Source organism: Pseudomonas sp. 43mfcvi1.1 (genome assembly GCF_900115935.1).
Lineage (GTDB): Bacteria > Pseudomonadota > Gammaproteobacteria > Pseudomonadales > Pseudomonadaceae > Aquipseudomonas > Aquipseudomonas bijieensis.
Genome location: NZ_UETT01000001.1, coordinates 613,240 through 630,239, shown reverse-complemented (window position 1 = coordinate 630,239; position 17,000 = coordinate 613,240). Strand labels below are relative to the sequence as shown.

The 17,000-nt window shown below is 61.9% G+C and carries 14 protein-coding genes; 6 read left to right on the top strand and 8 right to left on the bottom strand.

The genetic code is table 11. From position 1 onward, the window contains the following. Positions 1–47 precede the first annotated feature (47 nt). Positions 48–992, top strand: coding sequence for a transporter (locus tag DTP52_RS02955; protein WP_109751765.1), 945 nt, complete (start codon positions 48–50; stop codon positions 990–992). A 212-nt stretch (positions 993–1,204) separates the two neighbouring features. On the opposite strand, the gene DTP52_RS02950 is transcribed toward DTP52_RS02955, so the two are convergent. From DTP52_RS02950 to DTP52_RS02935, 3 genes are all read right to left on the bottom strand, one after another. Next, the gene (locus DTP52_RS02950; RefSeq protein ID WP_178082458.1) at positions 1,205–2,503 is read right to left on the bottom strand and encodes a D-arabinono-1,4-lactone oxidase; all 1,299 of its coding nucleotides are present in this window, start codon (positions 2,501–2,503) and stop codon (positions 1,205–1,207) included. Positions 2,504–2,618: 115 nt separating this feature from the next. Next, on the bottom strand, positions 2,619–2,996 hold the full coding sequence (locus DTP52_RS02945; RefSeq protein WP_109751763.1) for a cytochrome c5 family protein: 378 nt from the start codon (positions 2,994–2,996) through the stop codon (positions 2,619–2,621). Positions 2,997–3,291: 295 nt separating this feature from the next. Then, positions 3,292–4,176 carry a LysR family transcriptional regulator gene (locus DTP52_RS02935; RefSeq protein ID WP_109751761.1) on the bottom strand — a complete coding sequence of 295 codons (885 nt, stop codon included), beginning with the start codon at positions 4,174–4,176 and terminating at the stop codon, positions 3,292–3,294. 130 nt (positions 4,177–4,306) lie between these two features. On the opposite strand from DTP52_RS02935, the gene DTP52_RS02930 reads away from it, so the two are divergent. Both DTP52_RS02930 and DTP52_RS02925 read left to right on the top strand, forming a co-directional pair. Further along, positions 4,307–5,950: a GMC family oxidoreductase gene (locus DTP52_RS02930; protein WP_109751760.1), complete on the top strand. Its 1,644-nt coding sequence runs from the start codon at positions 4,307–4,309 to the stop codon at positions 5,948–5,950. 205 nt (positions 5,951–6,155) lie between these two features. After that, positions 6,156–7,778, top strand: coding sequence for an MFS transporter (locus DTP52_RS02925; protein WP_109751759.1), 1,623 nt, complete (start codon positions 6,156–6,158; stop codon positions 7,776–7,778). A 42-nt stretch (positions 7,779–7,820) separates the two neighbouring features. Here the strand turns inward: DTP52_RS02925 and DTP52_RS02920 are convergent, their stop codons facing one another. From DTP52_RS02920 to DTP52_RS02905, 4 genes are all read right to left on the bottom strand, one after another. Continuing rightward, the gene (locus DTP52_RS02920) at positions 7,821–10,298 is read right to left on the bottom strand and encodes a TonB-dependent receptor (protein WP_109751758.1); all 2,478 of its coding nucleotides are present in this window, start codon (positions 10,296–10,298) and stop codon (positions 7,821–7,823) included. A gap of 96 nt (positions 10,299–10,394) precedes the next feature. Then, complete coding sequence (locus tag DTP52_RS02915; RefSeq protein WP_109751757.1) at positions 10,395–11,354, bottom strand: FecR domain-containing protein; 960 nt, start codon at positions 11,352–11,354, stop codon at positions 10,395–10,397. Next, positions 11,351–11,872 (bottom strand): sigma-70 family RNA polymerase sigma factor, encoded by a 522-nt coding sequence (locus DTP52_RS02910; protein WP_053123338.1) that lies wholly within the window; start codon positions 11,870–11,872, stop codon positions 11,351–11,353. Before DTP52_RS02910 ends, DTP52_RS02915 begins: the two co-directional genes overlap by 4 nt. A 102-nt stretch (positions 11,873–11,974) precedes the next feature. Beyond that, the gene (locus DTP52_RS02905) at positions 11,975–12,382 is read right to left on the bottom strand and encodes a response regulator (RefSeq protein WP_109751756.1); all 408 of its coding nucleotides are present in this window, start codon (positions 12,380–12,382) and stop codon (positions 11,975–11,977) included. 240 nt (positions 12,383–12,622) lie between these two features. Between DTP52_RS02905 and DTP52_RS02900 the strand changes: the two genes are divergently transcribed. Next, complete coding sequence (locus DTP52_RS02900; protein ID WP_109751755.1) at positions 12,623–14,569, top strand: DNA topoisomerase III; 1,947 nt, start codon at positions 12,623–12,625, stop codon at positions 14,567–14,569. A gap of 633 nt (positions 14,570–15,202) precedes the next feature. Then, a complete protein-coding gene (locus DTP52_RS02895) occupies positions 15,203–15,532 on the top strand; it encodes a hypothetical protein (RefSeq protein WP_109751754.1) in 330 nt (109 codons plus the stop codon). 60 nt (positions 15,533–15,592) lie between these two features. Here the strand turns inward: DTP52_RS02895 and glsB are convergent, their stop codons facing one another. Beyond that, positions 15,593–16,501, bottom strand: a complete 909-nt coding sequence (glsB, locus tag DTP52_RS02890) for a glutaminase B (RefSeq protein WP_109751753.1) — start codon at positions 16,499–16,501, stop codon at positions 15,593–15,595. Between the two features lie 301 nt (positions 16,502–16,802). Here glsB and DTP52_RS02880 point away from each other — a divergent pair, with 301 nt between their 5' ends. Next, positions 16,803–16,997, top strand: a complete 195-nt coding sequence (locus tag DTP52_RS02880; protein ID WP_058545342.1) for a hypothetical protein — start codon at positions 16,803–16,805, stop codon at positions 16,995–16,997. Positions 16,998–17,000: the final 3 nt, after the last annotated feature.

Here is a 17,000-nt window from a genome sequence, read left to right as displayed (position 1 = left end):
TGGCTCGGACCTTCGGTGTATCTCCAACAATAATAATGAGCCCCCACATGAACCCGATCCGCACGACATTCGCCTTGCAATTGACCCTCGGCCTGGCCGGCGTTTGTGCCCTACCCGCGTGGGCCACCGAAACGGGCGTCGATAACATCGGCCCCGGCACCGACGGTTTTTTTGTGTTGCCCTTGGAAGTCGACAGCCTTCCGGACAACATGGTCGCGTTCAACCTCTACTACAACCACTACAAGGCCCGGAAATTCAACATCAGCTCGTTGGGCGGCGAAGTGCCAAATGTCGAAATAGAATCCACGGCGGTGGTCCCGCGTATCGATTACCTCAGCCCATTGCGAGTGGCCGGTGGACGCGTGGGGATCTACATCGCCCAACCCTGGATCAAGCAGGAAGTCGCGGTGTTCGGCCTGAGCGATACCCGCGAGGGCATGGGCGATACCACCATTTCGCCAATCGTGCTGTGGGACATGGGCAAGAACCTGACCCTGGCCGCGGCGGTGGAAATCACCGTGCCGACCGGCGAATACAGCAAGGATCGCCTGGCCAACACCAGCACCAATTTCTACACCTACAAGCCGCTGTTTTCCTTCACCTGGCTGCCCACGGAAAACACCGAGCTGTCGATGAAAACCACCTACAGCTTCAACCGTGAGAACAAGGACACCGACTACCGTTCAGGGCAGATCTTTCACTTCGACTATTCCGCCAGTTACCGCCTGACCGACAACCTGCGGCTGGGGCTCAACGGCTACTACCTCAAACAGACCACCGACGACAAACAATACGGCCGTACCGTGCAATTCGCCGGGCAGGACGTGGACGATGGTGTGCGCGGCCAGGTGTTCGCCATCGGCCCGGCGCTGCATCTCACTTTCCTCAAATACGCCAGCGCCGAAATTCGCTGGGCCAAGGAATTCGACGTGGAAAACCGCCCCGAAGGGGAGATGCTCTGGGCCAAGATCAGTATTCCGTTTGCGTTCTAATAGCGTTTCACAGCACTTCTGGAGAGGGGACTTATCTGTGGGAGCAAGGCTTGCCCGCGAAGCAAGCGACTCGGTTCCAGATAGACCGTGTGTTCTTCATCGCGGGCAAGCCTTGCTCCCACAGATAAGTCCCCTCGCCACAGGTTTTGTGCCTGACACGAATGCATCAGCTGCAGGCCAGTCAGCGCTCGACCCGCGACGATTGAAGCCAATCAGCTCACCCCCAGAATCGACGAAAGATGCCCATTGAGGAACTTGCCGCCAGGGTCCAGCGCCTGGCGCACCTCGGCGAATTCGTTCCAGCGCGGGTACAGCGCCTGGAGCGCCTTGGCGTTCAGGGAGTGTAATTTCCCCCAATGCGGACGGCCCTGGTATTTCCAGAAGATCGGTTCGATAGCGGCAAAGAAGTTGTGATGATCCATCTGGTAATGCTGGTGCACCGAGATCGAGCAACTGTCCCGGCCTTCGAACATGCTCAGGGCAATGTCGTCGGCCTTCACGTAGCGGTATTCGATGGGAAACCAGGTGCGCAGGTCCTTGTCGCGGATCAGTGCCAGGATTTCCCGCAAGCATGCCGGGCCGTGCTCGGCCGGTACCGAGTACTCCATCTCATTGAAGCGCACGGTGCGGGCATTGGCGTAAATGTCGTGGGAGTCACCGACCCGGTCATCGAAATCAGCCACCAGCCGCAGGCTGTTGAGCAGCGCTCGACGAATCGCGGGAAAGTCGCTGCCATACTTGTCGAGGTTTTCGATCAGCGTGACGAATTCGTTGCCGCCCTCCTCCTCGGGGCTGATCGGCGGCGTGGCCGGGTCCGTGGTTTCGTTCAGGGTAATCGACAACGCATAATCGGAATGGGTGACGACCTGCATTTCCCAATGCTGGTTGTCCCGTGTGTTGGCTTCCACGTCCTCGAGCAACTCCTCGGTCTTCGCCACCCACTGGTGCTCGCGCAAGCGATAGGCGGCGCGGTTCTGCAGGCGCACACGGGTCACCAGCCCCAACGCGCCAAGAGACACCCGGCCAGCCTTGAACACTTCAGGATGACGCTGGGCATCGCAATCGAGCACCTCGCCGCTGGCCGTTACCAGTTGCAGGCCGACCACTTGGGACGCGTACGAGCCGAAAGCCTTGCCGGTGCCGTGGGTCGAGGTGGCGATGGCTCCGGCCAGGGTCTGGTAATCCACGTCGGCCATGTTCGGCAGCGCCTGGCCGATGGCCTTGAGCGCCGGGCCCATGCGGGACATGGGCGTGCCGCCACCGAACTCGGCTTGCAGGCTGGCCCCGTCGTGATCCAGCAGCCCACTGAAAAAGCTCAGCGACAACAAGGTGCCGTCGGTGGGCACCAGGGCGCTGAAGGAATGGCCGGAACCCACCGGACGAATCCGCCCTTCGGCGCGGCGCACCACCTGCACCAGCTCATCGAGGTCCTTGGGGGCCAGGCGCGCCGCTGGCAGGCAGCTCTGCGCGCCCGACCAGTTGCGCCACGGAATCAACCGTGGCGCGCGCATCAGCTCGGCCAGGGCACCCTGACTGCCCAGCGCGGTAAAGGCTGCGACAACGCCGGCCTGTTGCAACAAGCGACGCCGTGAGTAGTCCATCGTCATGCCGTAGTACTCGTATTTATTATTGGAAATGTTGACCGGACATGAAGGCGATCAGGGCCAGGAACTGCTCTTGGGAACAGTGCATGCACAGGCCCATCGGCGGCATGCCGTTGTAGCCGTTGATCGCGTGGTCCAGCAGGGTGTCGGCGCCCTGGGCGACCCGCGGGGCCCAGGCGTTCGTGTCGCCGGTCAACGGCGCTCCGGCACCGGGGTTGGCGTGGCAGAGCTTGCAGCTGCTGTCATAAACCTGGGCCAGCGCCGCATCGCTGGGCATGGCGGTGAACACCGTGGGCGCGGGCGGCTTGGCCTCCTCGCCGCAGCCTGTGAGCAGGGTGCCGAGCAGGAGGATGAAGGCTGGCTTGAGCCAGATTGAAGTTGAAGGTGTCGTTGCCGGCATAGGGACCTCTTGGCGGCGCTTTCTTGTTGTGGGTCAACACTAAGGCACGCCAGCGCGTCGACTTGAGGTCATTGGGGGCCATAAAAGGGGGCTTGGGCGGCCAGCTGCTGGCCTATCAATGACCTTTGTGGCGAGGGGATTTATCTGTGGGCTCTATGAGTTCTGTGGGAGCAAGGCTTGCCCGCGAAGCAGCCGACTCGGTTCCAGATAGACCGTGTGTTTTTCATCGCGGGCAAGCCTTGCTCCCACAGAGCCTTGTTCCCCCAGAGCGGCTCGCCACACGGGCATTGCGTGCTCAGGGGAGTAATAACCCCTGCTCGCGCTCGCACAACTGCACCACGTAATCCCACAGCACCCGCAGGCGTACGGATTTGTGCAGTTCGCGGCGGGTGCTGATCCAATAGCTGCGGCGGATGGTTTCGTCCGGCAGCAAGGGCACCAGCGCCGGGTCGCCGTTGGCCATGTAGCAAGGCAGCACGGCGATCCCCAGCCCCGAGCGCGCGGCCTGTTGCTGGGCGATGACGCTGGTGCTGTGGAACACCACCCGGGGGTTGCGGCAAAAACTGTTGAGGAACATCAGTTCCTGGCTGAACAGCAAGTCATCGACGTAGCCGATCCAGGCGTGGCGAGCCAGGTCCTCGCGGCTACGCAGTGCTGGCGAGCGGTCCAGGTAGGCCTGGCTGGCGTACAGCGCCAGGCTGTAGTCGGTGAGCTTGCGCGTCACCAGCAGGTCGGCCGCTGGACGTTCGAGGTGGATGCTGATTTCCGCCTCGCGGTTGAGGATGCTGACAAACCGCGGCACCGCCACCAGCTCCACCTCCAGCCCCGGATAACGCTGGAACAGCCCCTCCATGCGGCTGGCCAGGAACATGATGCCCAGCCCTTCGGTCACCCCCAGGCGGATCTTGCCCAGCGGTGCGCTGGACTGGGTGATGTCCTCCTGGGCCAGCAACGCCACGTTCTCCATGGCTTCGGCGTGCTTGAGCAGCGTCTCGCCAGCCGGGGTCAGTTCATAACCCTGCGCATGCTGGACGAACAGCGCGGTGCCCAGGCTTTTCTCGATGGCCTCGATGTGCCGGGCCACCGTGGCGTGGGTGGTGTTCAACCGCCGTGCAGCCGTCAGCAAACGCCCGCTGCGTTGCAGCTCCAGGAAATAGCGCAGGTCATTCCAGTCGAACATGAGGCGATCCTTGAACACACCTGAAGGCACGACTGTTTATAAACGCACAGCCGCTGCGCAAAAACTAACATTCTTTTGACGAAAACTAACAACTAGGATGGATCCCACAACAACAAGAATGAGGTCGCGAATGCAACCTGTCGTCGATGAATACGATTACGTGATCGTGGGCGCCGGCCCTGCCGGATGCTTGCTGGCCAATCGGCTTTCGGCCAACCCGCAACACCGGGTGCTGCTGCTCGAAGCCGGCGGGCGCGACAACTATCCGTGGATTCACATCCCGGTCGGCTACCTGTTCTGCATCGGCAACCCACGCACCGACTGGTGCTTCAAGACCGAAGCACAACCGGGCCTGCAAGGCCGCGCCCTGAGCTATCCCCGCGGCAAGGTCCTGGGCGGTTGCTCCTCCATCAACGGCATGATCTACATGCGCGGCCAGGCTGCGGACTATGACGGCTGGACCGCAGAGGGTAACCCTGGCTGGGCCTGGAAGGACGTTCTGCCGCTGTTTCGCCAGAGCGAAAATCACTTTGCCGGAGCCTCCGAATTCCATGGTGCCGGCGGGGAATGGCGGGTCGAACGCCAGCGCCTGTCATGGCCGATTCTCGATGCCTTCCGCAGCGCCGCCGAGCAGAGCGGCATCCCCAACGTCGACGATTTCAACAGCGGCGACAATGAAGGCTGCGGCTACTTCCAGGTCAACCAGAAAGCCGGGGTACGCTGGAATGCGGCCAAGGCCTTTCTCAAGCCGGTTCGCCAGCGTCCCAACCTCACGGTGTTGACTGACGTCGAAGTGGACCGTGTGTTATTGCGTGATGACCGCGCCCACGCTGTCAGCGCCCGCTGGCAAGGCAAGGGCATGACCTTCAAGGCCCGTAAGGAAATCGTATTGTGCGCCGGGGCGGTTGGCTCGCCGGGCATCCTGCAACGCTCCGGGATCGGCCCGCGCAGCCTGCTGCAACGCCTGGGCATCGGCGTGACCCATGAGCTGCCTGGTGTGGGCGGCAACTTGCAGGACCACCTGCAACTGCGACTGATCTACCAACTGGAAAATGCCCGCACGCTGAACCAGATCGCCGGCACCCTGTGGGGCAAGATGGGCATGGGCCTGCGCTATCTGTACGACCGCAGCGGCCCGCTGTCCATGGCCCCCAGCCAACTCGGCGCATTCGCCCGCTCGGGTCCGGAGCAGACCTCGGCCAACCTCGAATACCACGTGCAGCCGTTGTCCCTGGAACGCTTCGGCGAACCGCTGCACAGCTTCCCGGCGTTCACCGCGTCGGTCTGCGACCTGCGCCCGCAAAGCCGTGGCCGGGTGGACATTCGCTCGGCCGACCCGCACGAAGCGCCGCTGATCCAGCCCAATTACTTGAGCCACCCCGAAGACTTGCGCGTTGCCGCCGACGCCATCCGCCTGACCCGACGCATCGTCGCCGCCCCGGCCCTGAGCGCGTTCAAACCGGTGGAATACCTGCCGGGCCCCAGTCTGCAAACCGAAGAAGAACTGCACCAGGCCGCCGCCCGGATCGGCACGACGATTTTCCACCCGGTCGGCACTTGCCGCATGGGCCAGGACCACGACGCGGTGGTGGATGCGCAACTGCGCGTCCGTGGCATCAAGGGCCTGCGCATCGCCGACGCCTCGATCATGCCGCGCATCACCTCGGGCAACACCTGCTCGCCGACGCTGATGATTGCCGAGAAGGCGGCGCGGATGATGCTCGAGGCAGATACCAGAATCATCATGCCGCAAAAGGAGCCGGCCACAGCCTGAAGAACAACAGAATCCCCTGTGGGAGCGAGCCTGCTCGCGATAGCGATCTATCTGTCACATATGTGTTGAATGTGCAGCCGTCATCGCGAGCAGGCTCGCTCCCACAAGGGAGATGAGTCGATTCAAGGAAAGTGTGTCAAATCAGGAGACGCCACCCCGGCGTCGCAGTGGAACAACAAAAACAATCACTGTGAGGGATACCGCTATGTCTGAACATGTTCAGCCCCTGGAAGCCACGCGCAGCGCCGGCACCAGCCAGGAAACCCAGAAAGTCATCTTCGCCTCGTCCCTGGGGACGGTGTTCGAGTGGTACGACTTTTTCCTCTATGGCGCCCTGGCGGCGGTGATCAGCAAGCAATTCTTTGCCGGGGTCAACGACACCACGGCGTTCATCTTCGCCCTGATGGCGTTCGCCGCCGGTTTCATCGTGCGGCCATTCGGTGCGCTGGTGTTCGGCCGGCTGGGGGACATGATCGGGCGCAAGTACACCTTCCTGGCGACCATCGTGCTCATGGGCCTGGCGACGTTCTGCGTCGGCCTGCTGCCCAACTACGCCAGCATCGGCATCGCCGCGCCGATCATCCTGGTGGTGTTGCGCATGCTCCAGGGCCTGGCCCTGGGCGGTGAATACGGTGGCGCGGCGACCTACGTCGCCGAGCACGCGCCGATGGGCAAGCGCGGTTTCCATACCAGCTGGATTCAGTCCACCGCCACCCTCGGATTGCTGCTGTCGCTGCTGGTGGTGCTGGGTTGCCGCTACTTCACCGGCGATCAGTTCGAAGTCTGGGGCTGGCGCATTCCGTTCCTGCTGTCGATCCTGCTGCTGGGCATCTCCACCTGGATTCGCCTGAGCCTGCATGAGTCACCAGCGTTCTTGAAAATGAAAGAGGAAGGCAAGTGCTGCAAGGCGCCGATCCGCGAGTCGTTCGGCAAATGGGAAAACCTCAAGGTGGTGCTGATCGCCTTGTTCAGCATCAACGCCGGGCAAGCGGTGACCTTCTACGCCGCGCAGTTCTACGTGCTGTTCTTCCTCACTCAGTTCCTGAAGATGGATCCGGCCCTGGCCAACAGCCTGTTGATTGTGAGCGTGGTGATCGGCGCACCGTTCTTCATCTTTTTCGGCTGGCTGTCGGACAAGGTCGGGCGCAAACCGGTGCTGATGATCGGCCTGCTGCTGGCGACCGCCCTGTACTTCCCGATCTTCAAGACGCTCGCCCATTACGCCAACCCAGCCATCGACCTGGCGAGCCGCCAGGCACCGATCACCGTGGTCGCCGACCCGGCCACCTGCACCTTCCAGTTCGACCCGGTGGGCAAGGCGCGTTTCGACAGCCCTTGCGACAAGGTCAAGACCTTCCTGGTCAAGCAGGGCCTGCCCTACAGCAGCGTCGCGGCCCCAGCCGGAAGCGCGGTGCAGGTCAGTGTCGGTGACGTGAAACTCGAAGGGTACGACGAAGCCGCCCTGCGCGGTGCGGTGACCCTGGCCGGCTACCCGCAGCAGGCCGATGCCCAACAGATCAACCGGCCGATGATCGTGGCCTTGATCGTGGCGCTGATCATCATCTCGGCGATGTGCTACGGACCGCTGGCGGCGTTGATGGTCGAACTGTTCCCGACTAGGATCCGCTACACCTCCATGTCCCTGCCCTACCACATCGGCAACGGCTGGTTTGGCGGTTTCCTGCCCACCGTATCGTTTGCCCTGGTGGTCTACACCGGAGATATCTTCTATGGGCTGTGGTATCCGGTGGTGATTACCGGAGTGAGCCTGGTGGTGGGCATGCTTTGCCTGCGGGAAACCAGGAACGTGGATCTGGATACCAATTGAGGGCAAAACCGTGGCGAGGGCGTTGGCGCCCTCGCCACCGACTCAGAAGCTCGCCTTCACGGTCATCGTGAAGTTGCGTGGCTCACCGTAATAGTTACCGAAGCTCTCGGTGCCGATGGTGGTGTAGTAACGCTTGTCGAACAGGTTGTTGCCATTGAGGGCCACCGACCAGGTGTCATCGATGCGGTAGCCCACGCGACCGTTCCACACGGCATAACCGGCCTGGGTGATCTTCTCGCCGCTAACCGGCGATACCCGGAAATTGTCGCTTTGTGCATTGACCCCGGCACCGATACTGAACCGTTCCAACGCCCCGCCGAGGACATAATCGCCCCACAGACGCAGCACATGGCGCGGCACGTAGCTGTTGAACGAGCCGCCGTTGAGGCTGGTGTCGATGTCGTCGAGGGTCTTGGTCTGGGTGTAGGTGTAGCCGGCCAGCAATTGCAGGCGCTCGATGACTTCACCGCTGATCTCCGCTTCGAAACCCTGGGCGCGCACCTTGCCGGCATTCTCGTAGCAGAAACCATCCGAGGACGCACAACTGGAGAAGTAGTCCGTCTGGGCCTGGTCTTTCTGCAGCGTGCGGAACAGGTTGAAAGCGCTGTTCAGGCGTCCGTCGAACCACTCGCCCTTGATCCCCAGCTCATAACTCTCGCCCACCAGGGGCTTGAGTGCCGAGCCGCTTTCGGAGCGATAGTTGCCCTGGGGCGTGAAGATATCCGAGTAACTGGCGTAGGCCGTCAGGTGCTCATTGAGGTCCAGCAACACAGCGGCAAACGGCGTGACTTGTCCCGTCTCCGTGCTCTTGGCGTGTTCCGTACCGCCGGTGAGGAACACCGAGTCGGTCTTGGAGCTGTACCAGCTCACTCGGCTGCCGACGACAAACGTCAACGGGTCCGCCAGCTTCAGCCGCAGGGTCGAATACATCCCTTGCTGCTCGGTAACGGTCTTGACCGGACCACCGCGCGTCGAGTTCTCGATGAAGTAGCTGTCGTCCGGTTCGGGAATATGTCGATCCGGCTCGAACACATTCTGCTTCTGTGGCAGCAGCGCCACCGAGAAGAAGTCATCCTTGTCCGAGCGACTGGCGTTGAAACCGACAATCAACTCATGTTGCTGCCCCAGGGCGTCGAACTTGCCGTCCAGGTAGGCGTCAAGGCCGTAATCGACCTGGTCATAGTCGTACATGCTACCCAGCATGTTGGTGGTCGAGGTGCCGGGCGTTACCGAGCCCGATGCAAACGCGTATTTGATGTCCTGAGTATTTTTCGTATAGACACTGGCGACCTTTACGGCCCAGTCATCATTGAGCTGATGCTTGAGATCGCCAAACACCGTTGTCCGCTGGCTGCGCCAGGTGTTCCACGATGGGTCCAGGCAAGTGGAACGACTGAGTTTCAGATCGCTGCCGTCCCGGTAGCGCGGAAGCCCGCCCCAGCAGGGGCTTGCATCGACGTCTTCATAGGCAACGCCCACGCCTAGCGTCGTGTCGGGCGACAGATCGAAGTCCAGGGCGCCGTAATAGATCTGGTCCTTGCGCCGGGCATCGTCGTAAAAATAATGTCGGCTCTGCTCGGCGATCACCGCCCTGCCCCGTACGGTGCCCGAGTCATTCAACGGGCCACCGGTATCGACCTGCCCACGATAGTTGTCCCAGGTGCCGCCCGAAAGGCTGAGCTCCGTCTGGGCCGTGGCCTGACCGCGTTTGCGGACGAAATTGACGCCGCCGGACGTGCCGCCCGCCCCCTTCATCATCCCGGCGGCGCCGCGCAGCACTTCGACACGGTCGTAATAAGCCATGTCACTGCTGAAACTGTCGGCCTGGACATAGCTGTTGCCCATGTCCAGCGGAACGCCGTCGTATTGATACTGGCCAGACATCCGGAACCCGCGGGAGTAGAAATACTTGCCGCCCATGGTCGAGTCGTAGACGGTAATGCCGGGGGTCTTTTCCATGACTTGATCGATGGTATTGAGGTTCTGGTCATCGAGCATCTTGCGGGTAATCACCGTCACCGACTGCGGCGTTTCGCGCAGGGAGTGCTCGCCCTTGCCGATGGTGACCGCGCCCGTCGTGTAGGAATTGCTGTGCTCGGTGGTCGCCCCAAGTCGCTGTGCCTCGATGGTGGTTGCGTCCAGTTCCAGTGCCGAACCGCTGACCGGCACGGGGCGCAGCACGTACGTGCCGTTGGCCTGGAGGGCGGCTTGCAGGCCGCTACCAGCCAGAATGCGCGCAAAACCGTCGCCCACGCCGAAAGAGCCGCTCAGGCCGGGTGATCGCAAACCTTCGAGTTGCCGGGCATCAAACGAAATAGCGACACCCGCGGCGCTGGAGAAACGGGTCAGCACATCCACCAGGCTGGCGGCGCCGATATCGTAGGCCTGCACCGCGCGCTGCTGCGCCGCAGCCGCTGGAACCGGGCTGGCATTCACCGCCGTGGCGCCGGCGGTCGTGACCGCCAGCAAACCGATTTTCACTGCAAACACCAGACGGCCCGGCGCGCTCACCCACGTCATACTTTCCCTCCCCCAAACGGTCGATAAAAACTCACTGAGGAAGAGCCGAACGATGAGGATGAAAAGTGCAGGGACTGGTTTTTTTATTACGCGGCATTAGCGCCGATCGCCACCGGACACCTGGACCCAGAATCGGCTGTAGCGGGTCACCCGCAGCGAAAAACCGCTTTCCAGCGCCGCCAGGGCGAGATCGGTGTTATCGACGGGAAATACACCGGAAACCTTCAAGTCGCCAATCGCCGGGTCCCAGCGCAGCACACCGGGACGGTAGCGCGACAGTTCATCCAGCAGCGCCGCCAGGGGACGGTCAATGGCGATGATGCTGCCCTTCTGCCAGGCACCGACCGACACATCGTTGCCACGCAGCGCCCCCAACGAACGCTCATTGAAATCCAGGCGCTGGCCGGCTTCGACCCGCATCCTTGAACCAGTCGCCAGCAGGCTTACCTCGACCGCTTTCTCAAGCACCGCCACTTCGCCGCCCCCCGCCTGGCTACGGACGATAAACCGCGTGCCCAGCGCAAGCACTTCGGTCGGCCCAGTGACCACCTTGAATGGACGTCGCCAGGGATCGAACGCCGTCGTCACGAGGATCTCACCCCGCAACAGCTCCAGGCGCCGCTGCTGTCCATCGAAACGCACATTGATCGAGGTGTCGGTGTTGAGCAGGACCGTGCTGCCATCGGCCAGCTGGAACTCGCGACGCTCGCCCACCGCGGTGCGGTGATCGCAAAACAGGTTCTGGGTCGCCTGGCTGTGCCAGCCCAGCCAGCCCAGGCCACCGGCGGACGTCAGCAGCAAGGCGCTGCGCAACACCTGACGGCGGGATCGCTGGTGGGTGTCGCTCAAGGTCGGCGCCGCGAGGGCGCCCGGCACACTCGCCATCTGCTCGGCCACCGCGGCCATGCGCTGCCAGGCCTGGCCGTGCAACGGATCGGCAGCCAGCCAGGCGCGCCAATCGGCCCGGTCCGCGTCGGTCGCAATGCCGGAATGAAGCCGGGCGTACCAGCGCGCTGCCACACGGATGGCTTGCAACTCTTCGGCGGGCAGGTTCATGAAAGCTGCAATTGAATCTGCATCAGGCAGCAATGTTCCATGGCCTTGGCCATGTGGTTGTTGACCGTGCGGACGCTGACGCCCAGGCGCTCGGCAATCTGCGGGTACGTCAGGCCATCGAACTGCGACAGGATGAACGCCTGCCTGACGCGCGGCCCCAGCCCCAGGAGCAGGCGGTCGATCTCCATCAGGGCCTGGAGCAGGATCGCCTGTTCTTCCAGTGACGGGTGCTGCTCTTGCGGCATGGCCGCCAATGCTTCGAGGTAGGATTGTTCCAGCGAGCGGCGGCGAAACAGGTCGATCAGCAGCCCTTTGGCGATCATCGACAGGTACGGTCGCGGCTCGCGGATATCCAGCGCGGTGCGCGCCTTGATGACCCGCACAAACGTATCCTGGGTCAGGTCGGCGGCATCGAACGTATTGCCCAGGCGCTTGCGCAACCAGCCCTGGAGCCAACTGTGATGATCACTGTACAGAACGTCGACAGCACTGCGTAGGGACAGATCGTTGGCGGGCATGGCAATGGAATAATTCGCGACTGATAATGACTCGCATTGTCATAGAGGCCATCGCCGCTTGCAACCCAAACGTGCTCGGCCGCCTTCATCCTCTGGAATCAATCAGTTGATGGAATGATTTTTCACCGTGCTTTCCACCAGGTCCAGCATCTGTCCAAGGGCCCAGGGCTTGGCAATGAACGATGCGTGGTGCTTGATTCCAGCGCTTTCCGGCGTCTCGTAACCGGACATGATCAGCAACGGTATCTGCGGCCAGCGGTCTCCGGTCAGGTTGGCCAGGTCCGCGCCGTCGATCCTGCCGGGCATGGTGATGTCGGTGAGCAGCAGGTCCACGTAGTGGGCGCTCTCTTCGAGGAACGTCAGCGCCGCATCGGCGCTTTCCCGAGGCTCCACGACGAACCCTTCCTCCTCCAGGATCTCGCAGAGGAACTCCAGGATCGTGGGATCGTCTTCCACGACGAGAATCAAACGTGTAGTCGCCTGGCCATTGCCATTTGGCATCGAATTCATGAAAGTGACTCTCCTTGACCTCATAAACCTTCTTTGCGGGATCAACCGCCCTGAAGTTATGAGCGATGCCCCTGCGAGAAATTCATTCTGCGTGCCAACTGGCCGCCGAATGTCACGCCAGCCCTCTTGGCAACGCAGCGCAACGTTTTTATCTGTATATCCATACAGATAAAACTTGCCCTGGCGCGCATCCATGACCATGCTACAGCCCCATGAAATCTGCTCAGGAAAAAGGGTGCTATGCAGCTGTACCTGTGTGAAAAACCGTCCCAGGCCAAGGACATCGCCGCTGTACTCGGCGCCACGCGCCGTGGCGACGGTTGCTGGCTGGGCCCCGGCGTCACGGTCACCTGGTGCATCGGCCATCTGCTGGAAACCGCCCCGCCCGATGCCTACGATGCCCGCTACAAGCGCTGGGTCCTGGCCGACCTGCCCATCGTGCCCGCGCAATGGAAAATGACCGTCAAGCCGAAAACCGCCAGCCAGTACAAGGCGGTCAAGCGCCTGTTGGGAGAAGCGAAGGAGTTGGTGATCGCCACCGACGCCGACCGTGAAGGCGAAATGATCGCCCGGGAGCTGGTGGAGCATTGCCGCTATCGCGGGCCAATCCGGCGGCTCTGGCTGTCGGCCCTGGACGAAGCGTCGATCCGCAAGGCCCTGGCCGCACTCAAGCCGGGCATCGAAACCTTCAACCTGTATCACTCGGCCCTGGGCCGTTCCCGGGCCGACTGGCTGATCGGCATGAACATGAGTCGCCTGTTCACCCTGCTGGGGCGCCAGTCCGGCTACCAGGGTGTGTTGCCGGTAGGGCGCGTGCAGACCCCGACGCTGCGGCTGGTGGTGGACCGCGACCGCAGCATCGCCGACTTCGTGCCGGTCGCCTATTGGGCCATCGACGTGCAACTGAGCCACGAAGGTACGGCATTCATCGCCCAGTGGCGCGCCGATCCGGATGCCTGCGACGACCAGGAGCGCTGCCTGAACCAGGCCCTGGCCCGGGACGCCGCTCATGCCATGAGCAACGCCGCCACCGCCCGGACGCTGAAGGTATGTACCGAGCGCCTGCGCGAAGCGGCACCGTTGCCCTTCGACCTGGGCACGCTACAGGAGGTCTGCTCGAAGAAACTTGGCCTGGGTGCCCAGGAAACCCTGGACATTGCCCAGTCGCTCTACGAGACCTACAAGCTCATCACCTACCCGCGCAGCGATTGCGGTTTCCTGCCCTTGAGCCAGCACAGTGAAGCGCCGGCCATCCTGGCCGCCCTCGCCCAGGCCGACCCGAGCCTGGCGCCGCTGCGCGAGCACCTGCAGCCGCAGCGCAAGTCCCGGGCCTGGAACGACGCCAAGGTCAGTGCTCACCACGGCATCATTCCCACCGCCGCCGCCAAGAACCTCGACAAGCTCGCCGGCAAACAGCGAGCGGTCTATACGCTGATTCGCGCGCGCTACCTGGCGCAGTTCCTGCCCAACCACGAATACGACCGGACCCAGGCCGACTTCGACTGTGCCGGCCAGGCGCTGCGTGCCGTGGGCAAGCAGATCGTCGAACCCGGCTGGAAACGCGCCCTGCCCGAAGCGCTGGCGCCTGCACGGGGCCGTGAAGCACCGGCACCGCAAACCCTGCCGGCATTGGCCGAAGGTCGCGATTGCGCGGTGGATGAGGTGAAACCCAAGGACCTGTGGACCCACCCCCCCAAGCCCTTCACCGAAGGCGACTTGATCAAGGCAATGAAGAACGTCGCCAAACTGGTGGAGGATCCGCTGCTCAAGCAAAAGCTCAAGGACACCACCGGCATCGGCACCGAAGCGACCCGGGCCTCGATCATCCAGGGGCTGCTCGACCGCGGTTACCTGGTGAAAAACGGCAAGGCCTTGTCCGCGACCCCGGCGGCGTTCAGCCTGATCGACGCCGTGCCCCGGGCCATCGCCGACCCGGGCACCACCGCCATCTGGGAACAGGCGCTGGACATGGTGCAAAGCGGGGAAATGAGCCTGGAAGAATTCGTGACCCGGCAAGCCGCCTGGATGAGCAAGCATGTCGCCCGCTGCCAGGGCATGAGCCTGACCATCAACGGCCCGGCCAGCCCCGCCGGGCGCGGCGCAACGCCGTGGAAGAACAAGCGCAAGCCAGCCAAGCGCAAGACAGGCGGCGCACCGCGCAAGGCGACTAAAGCCAAAGCGACCTGATGAATACGTGTTCACCGCGTCGCCCTGTGGGAGCGAGCCTGCTCGCGATAGCGTTACTTGAATCACCTTGGATATCGACTGGTACACCGTCATCGCGAGCAGGCTCGCTCCCACAGGGATATCTGCCCTGAGCCAGAATTCTCATAACAAAACCATTTTGTCCGACAATATGTAGTGACCAAAAATAATCACTACAAAACCGTTGACGCCTCCGATTTGCCCTTGCATGATGCAGACGTCTCCCCGATCGGGAGTACAGGCAACTGTTTGAGCAAGCTCGTCTGACCGCCGAGCTGTTTTTTGGATAAGGGACTGCCCACAAGGCAGATTGAAGGTGCTGACCTGGCATGACCGTCCGGTAACAAGGACGAGAAACGTCGGCGAAGATCCTCATGACGCACGTGGTCGACCCTCGAAAGTTGACACTGGCTGAAGATTCTTCGCTGTTTCTCTTCGTTGTAGCGCATTTGCGTAGCGGCCCTTCGATAAACACTACACAACCGATGCATGACCCCGCCGAAGTTCGACGGACGAATGCTGACGACCTGGTTTCGGTATCAGGTGCCACTTACCGAGAAGCGAAGTTTTTGCGAACCACCAGACAGATCAACCAAATGGTCAAGGGGCTTACACATGAATCTGAATAATCAACCATCTATTGATGAACTGGCTCGCATGTTCGCAGCGCACAAGGACACTCTCGACAGCCATATCCTGTGGATCAGCAAGACTGGCCAGGTGCATATGGACTGCCTGTCTCCCTATACCCAGGAAGACGAGTTCGATAAGAACACACAAGACCTGTGTGCCCGGCTGAAGATGTACCGTCGCGGCCAGGGTTACGTCGGCAAGAAGGCCGCCGCGGACAAGGACTTCATGGGACGCGTCCTGCAGACGCTGACCCAGGCCTGGGAGTCGATGCAGAACACCTCGCAAGTGCGAGTCATCGACCGCCTCTGCTGATTGCACATGAATGAAACAGGGCCCGCTCCTCAACCAGGAGCGGGCCCTTTTTCGTGATGCCTAGAACACTGACCAGCCGATCCGCTGGCTCATCAACTCCAGCGCCGCCATGCCGGCCAGGGAGTTACCGGCGGCGTTGAGTTCCGGCGACCACACGCACACCGTGAACCGCCCCGGTACCACCGCGACAATCCCGCCGCCAACACCGCTCTTGCCCGGCAAGCCGACGCGATAAGCGAAATTGCCGGCCTCATCGTACAAGCCGCTGGTGGCCATGATGGAGTTGACCTGCTGGGTCTGCCGAGCGCTGAGAATCTGTTCGCCGCTGTGCTTGCAGAACCCATCGTTGGCCAGGAAGCAGAAAGCCCGTGCCAGGTCGATGCAACTCATCCGCAGGGCACAGTGGCTGAAATAACTGCGCAACACCGCTTCCACGTCGTTCTCGAAGTTACCGAACGATTGCATCAGGTACGCCATTGCCGCGTTCCGGGCGCGGTGCTGGTATTCCGACTCGGCGACCTTGCCATCCACCATCACCTGCGGGTTGCCCGACAGCCGCCGTACGAAATCGCGCATCGACAGCGCCGGCGCGGCGAAACGCGACTGGTTGATATCGCAGATAACCAAGGCGCCAGCGTTGATGAACGGGTTGCGCGGCCGACCGCGTTCGAATTCCAGTTGCACCAGGGAGTTGAAAGGTTGGCCGGATGGCTCATGGCCCAGGCGTTCCCAGATCGCTTCGCCGGAATGCCCGATGGCCTGCACCAGGCTGAACACCTTGGAAATACTCTGCACCGAAAACGCTGTTTCGGCGTCGCCAGCGCAATACATCTCGCCGTCGTTGCCATACACGGCAATACCCAACTGGTTGGGCGCCACAGTGCCCAGGGCCGGGATATAGTCGGCCACCTTTCCCTGACCAATCAGGGGGCGAACCGCATCAAGGATCTCGTTCAACAGTACTTGCATATGCGCGGGGTCCAGTCATTCCCCGTTCGAGTGCGGGGATACAGACGCTAGACGCTGGTAGGCGGGATCAGAGCACACTGATTATCAAGCTTCAGGCACACAACCCTGTAGCAAGGGAGCTGTGGGTGCAGACTTTGTGGGAGCAAGGCTTGCCCGCGATGAAGATGACATGGTCTATCTGGAACCGAGTCGCCTGCTTCGCGGGCAAGCCTTGCTCCCACAGGGTGTGGGCGTTTTCATGGGCGCTTGTCGTCGAATCGAGCGGTCTATAGTTCAAAGGATCAATCGGCAGGAGTAGACGATGCGACAGATCATGCAAAAAGAACCCTGGTGGGCCTCGCCACCCAAGCCCGGGCAGGATGAAAGCGAGCTGGAATGGGGCTGGCTGGTGATCTACAGCGAAGGCGAGCCGCGCTTCGAATTCATCAAGGAGCGCCCATCGGACGAGCAGATCCGCCATCGCAAAGGTTGTCGCGTCACCCTTGGCTCAGAATGAGCT